The 13378-nt window shown below is 52.6% G+C and carries 8 protein-coding genes; 2 read left to right on the forward strand and 6 right to left on the reverse strand.

All coding sequences use genetic code 11. The features are described 5' to 3' along the window. Positions 1-30 precede the first annotated feature (30 nt). Complete coding sequence (locus HNI00_RS15765) at positions 31-990, forward strand: PRC-barrel domain-containing protein (protein WP_297077550.1); 960 nt, start codon at positions 31-33, stop codon at positions 988-990. A 464-nt stretch (positions 991-1454) separates the two neighbouring features. Here the strand turns inward: HNI00_RS15765 and HNI00_RS15770 are convergent, their stop codons facing one another. The 6 genes from HNI00_RS15770 to grpE all read right to left on the reverse strand — a co-directional run bounded on the left by HNI00_RS15770 (position 1455) and on the right by grpE (position 10601). Continuing rightward, positions 1455-3632, reverse strand: a complete 2178-nt coding sequence (locus tag HNI00_RS15770) for a GAF domain-containing sensor histidine kinase (RefSeq protein ID WP_316787528.1) — start codon at positions 3630-3632, stop codon at positions 1455-1457. A 1075-nt stretch (positions 3633-4707) separates the two neighbouring features. Next, positions 4708-5826 (reverse strand): small ribosomal subunit biogenesis GTPase RsgA, encoded by a 1119-nt coding sequence (gene rsgA / locus HNI00_RS15775; protein ID WP_316787529.1) that lies wholly within the window; start codon positions 5824-5826, stop codon positions 4708-4710. 2 nt (positions 5827-5828) lie between these two features. Continuing rightward, positions 5829-6083, reverse strand: a complete 255-nt coding sequence (locus HNI00_RS15780) for a sulfurtransferase TusA family protein (protein ID WP_316787530.1) — start codon at positions 6081-6083, stop codon at positions 5829-5831. Between the two features lie 9 nt (positions 6084-6092). Then, positions 6093-7223 carry a molecular chaperone DnaJ gene (dnaJ, locus tag HNI00_RS15785; RefSeq protein WP_172356232.1) on the reverse strand — a complete coding sequence of 377 codons (1131 nt, stop codon included), beginning with the start codon at positions 7221-7223 and terminating at the stop codon, positions 6093-6095. Between the two features lie 303 nt (positions 7224-7526). Beyond that, on the reverse strand, positions 7527-9524 hold the full coding sequence (dnaK, locus tag HNI00_RS15790) for a molecular chaperone DnaK (RefSeq protein ID WP_316787531.1): 1998 nt from the start codon (positions 9522-9524) through the stop codon (positions 7527-7529). A 381-nt stretch (positions 9525-9905) separates the two neighbouring features. Then, complete coding sequence (gene grpE, locus HNI00_RS15795; protein WP_172356236.1) at positions 9906-10601, reverse strand: nucleotide exchange factor GrpE; 696 nt, start codon at positions 10599-10601, stop codon at positions 9906-9908. A 770-nt stretch (positions 10602-11371) separates the two neighbouring features. Between grpE and HNI00_RS15800 the strand changes: the two genes are divergently transcribed. Beyond that, on the forward strand, positions 11372-13375 hold the full coding sequence (locus HNI00_RS15800; RefSeq protein ID WP_172356238.1) for a GspE/PulE family protein: 2004 nt from the start codon (positions 11372-11374) through the stop codon (positions 13373-13375). The last annotated feature ends 3 nt before the right edge of the window (positions 13376-13378 follow it).

Here is a 13378-nt window from a genome sequence, read left to right on the forward strand (position 1 = left end):
TTTCAACCAGTTCGAGGTTAGGACTCGACAATGACATCTGAACAAATCCGCCAACGCTCAGACCTCCTTGGAACGCAAATCATCACCCGCGACACCGGCAAGCGCCTGGGTGTCGTGAGCCAGCTTTGGGTGGATGTCGATCGCCGCGAGGTGGTTGCCATCGGTTTGCGGGAAAGCATCCTATCGGGCGTGGTGTCTGGCACGCAGCAGATGATGTATCTTGCGAACATTCGCCAGATCGGCGACGTGATTTTAGTCGATGACGACTCTGCGGTAGAGGATGAAGTTGACACAGAAGCGTATAGCAGCCTGATCAACAGCGAAGTGATCACCGAGACGGGAGAACTGCTGGGCAAGGTGCGGGGCTTCCGGTTCAACGTCGAAAATGGTCAGCTTGAGTCTATTGTGATTGCCTCGATTGGGTTTCCCTTTATTCCCGATCAGGTGGTCAGCACCTACGAACTGTCGATCGAAGAGGTGGTGAGCAGCGGCCCCGATCGCCTGATTGTGTTTGAGGGCGCGGAGCAAAAGATGTCGCAGCTTAGCGTGGGCTTTTTGGAGCGCATTGGCATTGGTCGTCCGCCGTGGGAGCGCGACGAAGAGGACTACATTATGCCGGTGTCTACGTCCAACCAGTTGCCGACGGGCGTGCGTACCCCTGCGCCTCAGCCGATGCGTGCGCCTGCCCGCGAATCGACCTGGGATGACGATACGTGGGAAGAACCCCGCCGCCCGATTCAGGAGCCGCTGCGTCAGCGCCAGCCAGAGCCGCTCTACCGCGATGAGCCGGAAGATAACTGGAACGAGCCGCCCCGTCGCCAGCAATATGCCGAAGCTTACGAAGATGCGGATGCCTACGAGCCGCCGATGAAGGAAGAACTGGATGACGTGTGGGAGGATGACGACAACCCCCAGCCCTATCGCGCACCGCAGTTGAATATTCCTGAACGGCAAAAGGTCGTGGAATACGAGGAAGATGCGGATTATTAAGGTAAGTCACTCAGGGTGAGTCGCCATAGCAGGGTTCAGGGGTTTAGGATTTGTTCCACGACGCTTATATTCTTATATTCGAGGATTGAGCCTGATTGCCTGCGAGGATTGAGCCTGATTGCCTGACACAAGTCCCGAAAGCCTGGAAACTGCGTTGTCTTGGAATCGAAACCTATAACCCCTAAATTAGAGCCGGAGAGCTTGGTTAAGGGGGGGCTTTGGGGCCACTGTCCACTAGGAGAAATCAAAGAGGGACAGCCGCAATGCCACTAGTAATGTCCCCTACGATTGGGGCTTTTGGGCCACTGTCCACTAGGAGAAATCAAGGGTTTCCAGAGATGTGTCAGGCAATTAAGGATTAAGCTTCAAGTTCATAAGGATTAAGCTTCAAGTTCAAAGGCTATCTCGTTTGAAACCTGCGAGTCGGGCTGTGGACGTTGGGGTAAATGGCGATGGCTCCATAGCTACTGTTCTGCTTGGTTTATTGCGCCTGAGGGTTTGAGATTCTCCTGTATGGCCCTGTGCTGATGAATCGGAATTCTTATGTGAAATTCTGTACCTGTATCAGGCTGCGAGATGCATTGCAGCGTGCCATGATGACGTTCGCAGACAATTTGCTGACTAATTGAGAGTCCTAGCCCTGTGCCTTTTCCGATAGGCTTGGTGGTGAAAAAGGGATCGAATAGTTTGGGTTGCAGTTTTTCGGGCACCCCAGGGCCGTTGTCGGCAATGCAAATGCAAACGTATTGGGGGCGATCGCCCTCAAGGGGATAGTGTTCGTGCAGTTGATCGCATTGATCGCACAGTCTTGGATCACACAGTTTGGTTCGGATGGTAATGGTGGGTTGGCGCAGACTATCGATGTCACTACTCATTCCTTCTTGAATTGCCTTTTCTCTTGCTGCAATTTGCTCCTCTAGGGCATCAATGGCATTGCTGAGCAAATTCATAAATACTTGATTGAGCTGGCTAGGATAGCACTCAACTAGCGGCAACTGCCCGTACTCTTTAATCAACTGAATATTGTTCGCAGGGTTAGAAACCGACTTGGGTTTCAGGCGATATTGCAGAATGAGGAGTGTGCTTTCTAGTCCTTCGTGCAAGTCCACTACTTTCATCTCCGCTTCATCCAGCCGTGAGAAATTCCGAAGGGATAGCACGATGCTGCGAATTCGCTCAGCCCCAACTTGCATAGAAGCTAAAATTCGAGGGAAGTCTTCTATCAGAAAATTCAGGTCAATCTCTTCAGCGCGATCGCCCACCGCGCTAACAGGTTCTGGATAATGCTTTTGGTAAAGTTTAACTAACTCCATGAGGTCGTGAGCATAGCGGCGAGCGTAGCTTATATTGCCGTGAATGAAGTTAACAGGATTATTAATTTCATGGGCGACCCCAGCTACAAGCTGCCCTAAGCTTGACATTTTTTCACTTTGAATCAACTGGGTTTGTGCTTTTTTGAGATGATCTAATGCAGCCGCAGTTTCCACAGATTGCTGTTGAGCTTGAGCTAGTAGTTCTGCCTGCTTTAGCGCGACACTAAGCTGGGCTGCAATCTGCTTAGAAAATTCAATTTCTTCCGCTTCCCAGAAGTGCGGTTCAGCACATTGATGAACACACAATAAGCCCCACAGATAACTTCCTTGCAAAAGCGGTAAAACCAAATTGGCACGGATTTGAAAGCGTGACAGTACATCAATATGACACGCTTGAAGACCTGCTGAATAAATATCAGCAACTGCCTGAAATTGTCCCTGATGGTAAGCATCAGAGTAGCGATCGCCAAAACAGTGATCCTGAACCTTTTCTGCTAAGACTGATGCATAGCCCTGCCCAACACTCTCTGATACAAACTCTCCATCATTCCAGTTAGAATCAGGCGCAAATCGAAAAATTGCAACTCGATCAGCCCCAAGCAACTGTCTAGATTCAGTTGCAGCCGTTCTAAAAATAGTTGCCAAATCCATTGGCTCTCGAATTCGAGAAACCACCTTAAATAGGGCTTTCTGCTGCTCTGACTGAAAGCGTACTTTGTTCAGTAAACTGGCTTGCTGAAGTGCGACACCAAGATGTGTAGAAATCTGCTTGGCAAACTCGATTTCGTCAGATGTCCAGGTGCGAGGACCTGAGCATTGATGAACGCAAAGTAGACCCCAAAGTGTTTCTTCTTTTATTATTGGTACAACCAAATTAGCGTAAATTTGAAAGTGACTTAAAATCTCAATATGACACTCTTTCAGACCTGCAGATCGAACATCACTAACGGCTTGTATTCGTCCCTTATGATAATCAATTGCGTATCGCTCACCAAAGCAGTGATCGTGAACCTTTTCTAACAAGACTGATCTAAACTCAGGGGCAACATCTTCTGCTAAAAACTCGCCATCATTCCAACCAGAATTGGGTGCAAAGCAAAAAAGAGCGACACGATCTGCACTTAGAAGGCGGCGAACCTCAATTGCGGCCGTCTTAAAAATTGTGTTTAGATCTAAGGACTCACGAATTTTTGTAATTACTCGAAACAGTGCCTTCTGTTGTTCTGCCTTAGAAATATCTGCCCAATTCAATAGATTTTGCCGGAGTTGCTCAAAAGCAGCATCGCTACTACAGTAGGCTCGCAGTTGTTCTAGTTGTTGCTGGTTCATAGAATAGAGTGTTTGAGAAGAAACTTCTGGTTTGCATAACCCTACCTCTAGAAACCCCTGATTGCTTATTGAAGCTGCCTCAAATGGTCTTTCTATGAGTTTATCAGCCGCAGATTAGATCTATGAGTCAAAGCTTTTGAGTTAGAGCTTTTAGGACTCATGCAAGGTAAACACGGGCAATGAGCATAGAAACCAATACAAGCTGATCAGGAGATTTCGAGAAGGGAGCTGTGAGTCTAACGGAATCGACTCTACAGAATAGAACAGTGCATTAGAGGAACCAACAGAGAAACAATTGTTAGGAACTATAGCTGATCGACAAGATATTAATCATTACTTAACATTTCATTACTTTCCACATCATCATTTGTTACAGCAAGTAGACGGACACTGGATTCACTACCGGGGCAGGACTGGGCATAGGCTCAGTCGATAGACCTCTATAGGTTAATCAGGACTCGCAGTTCGCTATCTCATGGGAGTCCTGGCAACGCTTTGCAGCCTTCTCCATAAAGGCTTGTCAGGTTTCATGCGGTGTTTGGCTGAACACAGCTTATTATTTCTTCAGGTTTCCCAACAATGATTGCAGAATTAACATGAAAGTTTAAGCAGTTTAGAGGTTGACTCTACGATTTTATGCTGAACTTTTCTTTGCAAAACTTATCTTTAAGTTAACTGTTTTTGATATATATCCAAGAAATAATTTCATGTTAGGCATGTTAAGTACTTGGCAATCGCTTTCAGCATGCAGGCTCGTGGCTAGTCTTGCGGTTACCAAATCGCTGGGGATTTCTCAGCAGAGCAAACGCATACTAACGCGAACTTAACGAAGACAGGACTTACGCAGTTGGACAATTTCTCGCGGGCTGCGCCCGCGAGAAATTGTCCAAAACCCAAAGAGCTTATCGCAAGTGCGTAAGTCCTGGAAGAAATGACGTAAGTCCTGGAAGAAATGAGGGGTTCAACAGTTAGCGCCTGCAAATCGCCTCTAATTTTTTGCAATAAGATGTCCCAAAGTCGCCCTTATCGCGAAAGTCTTGGCGTATACGTTTGCCCTGGATCTCTCAGAGTTCGGCTAGTCTACATCTATATCTGCACCATCTGCATCCCAGTTCTTGAGACGCTGTTTCTCAACTCGCCGTGAGGGCTGACGATACTTCTTGCGCTCTAGCTTTGGCTCGATTTTGGTCTGGCCGTCCTGGCGACTTTTTTGTTTGGTGGTGGCTTCGGCATCGCGGGTGCGTTCCTGGGCTTCTTGGCGGGCGATCGCCTCTTCTAGAAAAATCCGATAGTGTTCATAGCGCTCCCAGTCGCCCCGAACGGCGCAGTCTGGCTCTTCCCGATGCAGGCAGTTGCTAAACTGGCAGGCGGCTTGCGCCATTCGCTGGCGGGCTTCTGGGAAGTAGTGGGCCAGTTCCCCCGGAGTGCAGTCTAGATCGGGCTGATTGAACCCAGGACTATCGGCCAGCAGCCCGCCCGCTGGCAACTCAAACAGTTCGACATGGCGCGTGGTGTGGCGGCCCCGCTGGAGTTTGCCGGAGACTTCCCCCACACGCAGATCGACCGTTGGAATCAGCGCGTTTAGCAGGCTGGATTTGCCGACGCCAGATGGGCCAGAGACGACGGTGATTTGTTTTGCAAGGGCCGGCTCGAGTTTGTCTAGCCCAATATTTTCGCGCACGCTAATCATCAGCGGCGAATAGCCCCACTGTCGCAGGCGATCGCCCCACGCCACCAGTTCTGCCTCCGTCAGCAGGTCGCATTTATTCAAACACAGGCACACCGATAGCCCTGTAGATTCGGCCTTGACCAAAAAACGGCTGAGTTGGAAGGGATCGAGTGCGGGTTCTGCCAGGGCAAACACCAGCAAAATCTGATCGGCATTGGCAATGGGCGGACGATCCAGTTCGGAGCGACGAGGAAACACTTGGGCGATCGCCCCTCGCTGTCCGGCCCAATCGGGTTCTTCAACTTCGACGCGATCGCCCACCCAAACCTGCTGCCCGATTTTTCGCAGGCGCGATCGCCGGGTACATAGCAGCATATCCCCCGTGTTTGGCGGATAGCAGCCTGGGTCTAGCCGCACAAAGTAGTAATTAGCCTGCACCGCCAGCACTGTACCCGTGATCCGTTGCGACCCCACCTGCTGAACCGTGGCCTCAACAAGCGACTGGGACTGGCAATCTGCACCCATAACTAGGGACGGCGAATGCTAAGGGCAAAATAAGCGCCGTCTCCGCTTTGTCGCTCTTGCACTTGCTCAATCGGGTATCCTTCCATTCGCAAGCTATCGGGCACCTGCTCCATCGGCTCTCCTGGATCAAGCCACACTTCTAGGAGCGATCCAGCAGGCATTTTTTCTAGACGCAGCTTGGTTCGCACAAAATTTAGCGGACAGGGCGTGCCGCGCAGGTCAAGCTGGATATCTGGGACTAGGGAAGATTCCGTCATGCATCCTGCTCAAGACTTGTGAAACAGATTGTCTAGGAAGCCCATGCCGCCCTTGCCGATGCGATCGCCCCGCAGTTTGGCAAGCTCCTCCAGCAGCTTCCGTTCCTCTGCCGAAACGCGAGTGGGAATATCAACCTGAACCGTAATCAGATGATCGCCCCGGCTAGTGGGGTTTCCCAAACGAGGCACGCCGCGATTCTCAAGCGTAATCACCGTTCCGGGCTGGGTTCCGGGCGGAACAATGGTTTCCACGGGCCCATCGACTGTGTTTACCTCTAACTTCGAGCCAAGAATCGCTTGCAGGTAGCTAATCTTCAGGTTCGACAAAATGTTAATGCCGTCCCGCTGGAATTCCGCGTCGTCGTTGACAAACAGAAAAACGTAAAGATCGCCCGGTGGGCCACCCCGCATTCCTGCATCTCCCTCTGAAGAAATGCGGAGCCGCGTCCCATTGTCCACGCCAGCGGGAATCGTAATTTTGAGCTTTTTGGCTTCCTGTTTTTGTCCGCTGCCGCCACACACGTCGCACTTTTCTTCGATCATCTGCCCGCTGCCGTTGCAGGTGGGGCAGGTAGACACCTGAGTAAAGCTGCCAAAGGGGGTTCGGGTGGCCCGCCGCACCTGCCCCGCGCCGCCGCAGGTTGTGCAGGTTTTGGGGCGTGTCCCCGGCTTTGCACCCGATCCGCTACAGTTGGTGCAGGTTTCTAGATGGCTAATGCGAATTTCCTTTTCGCCGCCAAAGATGGCCTCGCGAAAGTCCAGCTTCAGGTCAAGGCGCAGGTCTTCGCCACGGGTGGGGCCACTGCGACGGCGGGCCTGCTGACCCGGAGCCGCACCCGCAAAGTTGCCAAAGAAGCTCTCGAATAGATCTGCAAAGCCGCCTAAATCGGTAAAGTCTTGATAGCCTGCGCCAGCCGCAGAGCCAACGCCTGCCTCACCAAAGCGATCGTAGCGGGCGCGAGTTTCTGGCTCTGAAAGCACTTCGTAGGCGCGGTTAATTTCTTTGAAACGTTCTTCAGCGCCTTCCTCTTTGTTGACATCGGGGTGATACTTGCGGGCAAGCCGTCGATAGGCTTGCTTTAGCTCCTCTTTGTCGGCATCGCGAGAGACACCCAGAATGTCGTAGTAGTCACGGGCCATAGAACGCTGCTGGGGGTTGAGTAATTTGGCGTGAATAGAGTCGGGGAAACCAGGTCAGCGCCGTACAAACAGGCGATTCGTCCACCCAATTCCCCACATCCTACATCGTAACGAATTGTTTGCGATCGCACCCTGTCCTTGAAGTGGGCATTACCGAACCAATCCCCCCATGTAGCAGCGGCTAGTCGTTGAAGCCCCTGCCAACCCGGAGAAATTGGCAAACCAGACACCTTTAAGGGTCAACGCCCCTGAGACGTGCAGCGCAACCAATGCCCCTGAGGCGGGAATACGCGATTCGCTGTCCTAATCCACAGCCTCGTAGTCAGCCGTCACGGTTTCGTCTGTCTCGAAGCTGAAGTCGTCTTCGTTGAACGCTTCTGTAAGTTCCGGTTCTCCACTGCCGTTGGGCCAGGCAACTGTGGGATCGTCATAGCCGTCTGGGTCGCTGCCATAGCCCGCATAGTCGCCGTTCGCATCTGATCCATGATGCATGGCTTGTTGATACATCGCCGAACCAATCGCAAATAGGGCATGTTGGAGCGCATCCAAGCGAGCCTTCATGGTGTCTACATCCAGCGTCCGATCGGCGATCGCCGCCCGCAGTTCTGCCACTTTTTCAGCAGCCTCTGCTTTATACGCTTCGGGAATCAAGTCGCCATTCTCGCGAAGCGTCGTCTCATAGTTGCTGAACAGGATATCGGCCTGGTTGCGATATTCCACCAGCAGACGACGGTTCTGATCTTCCTCAGCGTAGAGATCTGCTTCCATCCGCATCCGTTCCACCTCAGACTCGCTGAGTCCGCCTGTGTTGGTGATGCGGATCGTTTGCGCCCGACCTGTGCCCTTGTCGCGGGCGCTGACTTGCAGAATACCGTCTGCATCGATTTCAAAAGACACCTCGATTTGCGGTACGCCGCGTGGGGCAGGCGGAATCCCTGTCAGTTGGAACTTCCCGAGGCTCTTGTTGTCCTTCACCATCGCCCGTTCCCCTTGCAGAACATGGATCTCAACCGAGGTCTGTCCATCGGTTGCTGTAGAGAAGGTCTGGGTCTTGCTGGTGGGAACTGTAGTGTTGCGCTCGATGATGCGAGTAAACACGCCGCCGAGTGTTTCAATCCCCAGCGAGAGCGGGGTTACGTCCAGCAGCAGCAGGTCTTTCACCTCGCCGCCCAAAACGCCTGCCTGAATTGCCGCACCCAGGGCAACTGCCTCATCGGGGTTGACAGAGCGATCGGGAGCTTTGCCGTTGAAATACTTCTTGATGGCTTCTTGAACTGCTGGAATCCGGGTAGAGCCGCCTACCAGCAAAATGCGGTCTAAATCATTTGCACTCAGGCCGCAATCCTTAAGCGCTTGCTCGACAGGTTCAAGCGTGCTTTCGACCAGATCATTCACCAGTTCTTCAAACTTGGCGCGGGTCAGCTCCATTTCCAGGTGCTTTGGCCCAGTTTCGTCGGCTGTAATGAACGGCAGGTTGATGGTCGTCGTGAGCATACTCGAAAGCTCAATCTTGGCCTTCTCCGCAGCTTCGCGCAGACGCTGTAGCGCCATCTTGTCGCTAGAGAGGTCGATCCCTTCTTGCTGCTGGAAGCTGGACATGAGCCACTGAACCAGCACATTGTCAAAGTCATCGCCGCCCAGGTGGTTGTTGCCAGAGGTAGATTTCACCTCAAACACACCGTCACCGAGTTGCAGCACGGACACATCAAACGTCCCGCCGCCCAGGTCAAACACCAGCACACTTTGTTCCTGATCCTGTTTGTCCAGTCCATAGGATAGAGCCGCAGCGGTTGGCTCGTTGATGATTCGCAGCACTTCTAGCCCTGCAATAGTGCCTGCATCTTTGGTGGCCTGGCGCTGGGCATCTGTGAAGTAGGCCGGTACGGTGATAACCGCCTGGGTGACTGGTTCTCCTAAATAGTTTTCAGCGTCCTGCTTCAGCTTTTGCAGGATCATGGCGGAAATTTCCTGGGGTGTGTAGGAACGTCCGCGAATTTGCACGTCCACCGTGTCATCTTTTCCTCGGACGCAGGTGTAGGGGACTCGGCTTTGCTCGTCGGTCGTGTCGTCCCAGCGTCGCCCGATAAACCGTTTAATGCTGAAAATGGTGTTTTCGGCATTGGTCACAGCCTGACGTTTGGCAAGCTGCCCTACCAGCCGCTCACCGTTCTTGCCAAAACCAACAATGCTAGGAGTGGTGCGTCCTCCCTCTGAGCTGGAAATGACAACGGGTTGACCGCCCTCCAGGACAGCAACACAGCTATTCGTTGTGCCCAGGTCGATGCCAATGACTTTTCCCATAATTTAGCTAGTAGCGGCTATCAGATTTCAAGTGAATGAGTCGGAGACCAGAAGCTGATTCAACTCTTAGCAAGTATTCCGCAATTGTTCGGGAATTTAATCAGTCGCGCTTAAAAATATTTCTAGAGGCTCCGCAAAAAACAGGAGATTTGCCGAATGGTGGGCTTTTCAGGCTGAGTTTTTGGGGCGAGTCTACCTGGATTTTGCTAAAGACCTCTTGGCTTAGTCAGGTTTAACTGAGTCGCTCAGGACGATTGTTGAAAAGCGCTCACCTCTTACACAGTTCATCTACTACTCGTCTACTACACAATGGTCAGCTATCCACATCAGCTATACACAGTGGTCAGCTAGAAGATTCTTGAGCGGAGTCTTGGTCTGGTTTTATCCCTCAGATGATGTGTCGGCGCTGCTGCTGTCGTCGGAAGGCTCGACAGCGGCGGCAACCTTGACCATTGCATGGCGCAAGACGCGATCGCCCAGCATATAGCCCCGCACCAGCTCCTCGATCACTGTGCCCTCAGCGTATTCTTCGGACGGCTCCCGCATGACGGCTTCATGCAGGTTTGGGTCAAACTCTTTGCCCTCAGAGCGCATTGGAGAAACGCCGATGCGCTTGAGCCGTTCTACCAGATCTTTGTAGACTCCCTGATAGCTTTTGTGAATCGCCATGCCTTCGTCGCCCTGGGGCTTGATCTGCGATCGCGCTCGTTCAAAGTTATCGACGACAGGCAGCAGTTCTTCAACGGTTTTGCACTTAATTTGCTGCTCTAGGTCTTCTTTCTCCTTTTGGGTGCGCTTGCGGAAGTTCTCAAAATCCGCCGCAATCCGCTTGCAGTGATTTGTCCACTCTTCAAGCTGCTGTTCTAGCGTCGCCACTTTTTGATTTAGCTCATCGACGAGCGCCGAAGAATCTCCGCTGGGAACCTCCGCGACGACCTCCACCTGAGGCTCAGTCGAGGCTTCGACCGTCGAGGCAGACGGATCGACTGCTTCGGTATTCATGACTTCGCTTTCCACGCCATTGCTTTCAGCGGACACGTCATCACCCTCCATCGGTTGCTTCTCTTCTTCGATCATGCTTGCCTAACGGATGTCGTTTTGTGAACTGGACAAAATCTGAGTCAAAGGGACTGTTGCTTTGGGGTCGAGCCTTGAGCAGCCCCTTCGGAAGCTTGCAATCAAGAGTCTGAAATCGAGCCTATTGTAGGAGCTGGCTCCTTAGCCCACTCACTTTCTCTCTGAAATTAACCCTTCGTCGCCCTTCTTCTTGATGTACTCTTGCAACGCTTCTACTTTTATGTATTGTGCCTCAGGTTTTAGGAATTCTGACGCGACAGACGAATATCCCTTACTCCCAACATCCCTAATATCAGAAATATCAGGGCGATCGCCCGTACCTGTACAACCCAGCCAAACAGACAAACCATCAGGTCTAAACCGTTTATCCCAGTTTGTGTAACGGATGAGTCTGGGCTGTGCTATACAGAATGCATCGATTCACCAGCCCATCAGCTACCTAATCCAGAGTACCCTAACGACGATAGTTTATTGACCTCTGTGGGGAATACTGGAGGCATTCGTGATAATCCACGCTCGTTCAGGGCATTTGTTCAGACGGGTTATAGGCAATGGGTGAATCTGGCGATCGCCCGTTGTAACGAATCCAGTCAGGCTCTCCAGCCAATGCTCGGAATGCCCAATTTGCCTTTCATAATCCAGTCCCCATAACTCAGCTTTAGAACTTGTAAACTGCAAGTTCACTCTTGCTTCCTCCAGCAGCCCCAGATACCCTCTGGCATCGGTGCTGGGACAATAAATCTATACAGGCTATAAACCTCTCAGCAGCTATGGCTAACTCTTCATCCCAACGTCGTGCCCTCGTCGTCCAGCATAATTTTTCGCCCTTCAGCAACAAGCTCATCCAGGCGGGCTACGTCAACAACGACCAGATGCAGCAAGCCCTGGTGGAAAGCCGCAAAACAGGGCGACCGCTGACGGATGTGTTGGAGATGATTACAGGTCAGCAGTTGCCGCCTGACCTGCTGCGCCAATATAAGAAGCAACAGCTTTTTGAACTTAAAATTCTCTACGGAGTTGAATCCCTCGATCCAGAGATCAACGAAATTTCGACTGCCCAGGTCGGGCAACTCATCGACAGTCTCATTCCCGTGGATCTGTGCCGTCGCTATCGCCTTGTGCCTCTGTCGCGCACCGAAAGCGAACCGCCCGCAGTGCTGATTGCAATGGTCGATCCCGATGACCTGGCTGCACAAGACGACCTCAACCGCATTCTGCGTCCGCAGGGTCTGGGGCTAATGCGGATGGTGATCACGGTTGAAGACTATCAGCGGATCATCTCTCAATATCTAGATGAGCAGGTCGAACGCCAGAAGCAGCTTGAGTTTCAGTCCAAGGTGGATGTGAAGGCAGATCTTGAAGGGCTGGATTACCTCGATCTGGAGGAACCACCCGACGATATCGAAGCCAACTTGGATGCTGCCCTTCAGGATGCCGACGCGGCACCGGTGATTGCCTTGGTCAACAAAATTCTGGTGAAGGCGCTCCAGGAAGGGGTTTCCGATATCCACATCGAGCCGCAGGAAGAACATCTCCGCATCCGCTTTCGCAAAGACGGCGTGCTGCGGGAGGGTCTGGAGCCGCTGCCCAAGAAAATCGTTCCGGCGGTCACCGCTCGCTTCAAAATCATTGCTGATCTGGACATTGCCGAACGCCGGATGCCCCAGGACGGACGCATTCGCCGGATTTTTGACGGGCGCAAAGTGGACTTCCGGGTGAACACGCTGCCCAGCCGCTATGGCGAAAAGGTGGTGCTGCGGATTCTTGACAACTCCGCGACTCAGCTTGGGCTGGACAAACTGATCACCGACCCAGAAACGCTGCAAATTGTGCAGGAAATGGTGTCGCGTCCCTTTGGTCTGATCCTGGTGACGGGGCCGACTGGATCGGGTAAAACGACAACGCTCTACTCTGCGCTGGCGGAGCGCAATAGCCCCGGCGTGAACATCAGCACCGCCGAAGACCCGATTGAATACTCCCTGCCGGGGATTACCCAGGTGCAGGTGATCCGTGAAAAAGGGATGGACTTTGCCTCGATTCTGCGAGCCTTCCTGCGGCAAGACCCGGACGTGATTCTGGTGGGTGAGACTCGTGACAAGGAAACGGCGAAGACAGCAATCGAAGCGGCACTGACGGGACACCTGGTGCTGACGACGCTGCACACGAATGACGCTGCGAGTGCGATCGCCCGTCTCGAAGAAATGGGCGTAGAGTCCTTCATGGTGTCTAGTTCGCTGATTGGCGTGCTGGCTCAGCGCCTCATGCGCCGTGTCTGCCCCGACTGCCGTATTCCCTACAGCCCTAGCCCCGAAGAACTGGCCCGCTTTGGCCTATCGGCTTCTCGCGAAGCAGAAGTGACCTTCTACAAGGCCAACGAACTGTCACCTGACGAAATTCAGTCCGCTCGCGCCCAAAACACCCTCTGCCCCACCTGCAAGGGCAGTGGCTACAAAGGACGCTGCGGGGTATACGAAGTCATGCGTGTAACGGAGCAAATCCAGACTCTCATCACTGAAGGCGCACCCACCGAGCGAATCAAGGAAGTGGCAGTAGACGAGGGCATGAAGACCTTGCTGGCCTATAGCCTGAACCTGGTACGCGAGGGCAGTACAACGCTTGAAGAGGTAGAGCGCGTCACCTTTACCGATACGGGATTGGAGGCGGAACTCAAAGCCAAGCGCAAGAGTTCGCTGACTTGTCGCAACTGTGCTGCTGAGCTACGACCTGAATGGCTAGATTGCCCCTATTGCACCACCCCCCGCTTCCAGGATTAGCGC

Source organism: Thermoleptolyngbya oregonensis NK1-22 (genome assembly GCF_032705245.1).
GTDB lineage: Bacteria > Cyanobacteriota > Cyanobacteriia > Elainellales > Elainellaceae > Thermoleptolyngbya > Thermoleptolyngbya sichuanensis.

Coding starts and splice junctions, on each gene's coding strand:
- dnaK (WP_316787531.1), bottom strand. CDS start 9,524: ATGGGAAAAGTCATTGGCATCGACCTGGGCACAACGAATAGCTGTGTT.
- rsgA (WP_316787529.1), bottom strand. CDS start 5,826: ATGGGTGCAGATTGCCAGTCCCAGTCGCTTGTTGAGGCCACGGTTCAG.
- HNI00_RS15800 (WP_172356238.1), top strand. CDS start 11,372: ATGGCTAACTCTTCATCCCAACGTCGTGCCCTCGTCGTCCAGCATAAT.
- HNI00_RS15780 (WP_316787530.1), bottom strand. CDS start 6,083: ATGACGGAATCTTCCCTAGTCCCAGATATCCAGCTTGACCTGCGCGGC.
- dnaJ (WP_172356232.1), bottom strand. CDS start 7,223: ATGGCCCGTGACTACTACGACATTCTGGGTGTCTCTCGCGATGCCGAC.
- HNI00_RS15770 (WP_316787528.1), bottom strand. CDS start 3,632: ATGAACCAGCAACAACTAGAACAACTGCGAGCCTACTGTAGTAGCGAT.
- HNI00_RS15765 (WP_297077550.1), top strand. CDS start 31: ATGACATCTGAACAAATCCGCCAACGCTCAGACCTCCTTGGAACGCAA.
- grpE (WP_172356236.1), bottom strand. CDS start 10,601: ATGATCGAAGAAGAGAAGCAACCGATGGAGGGTGATGACGTGTCCGCT.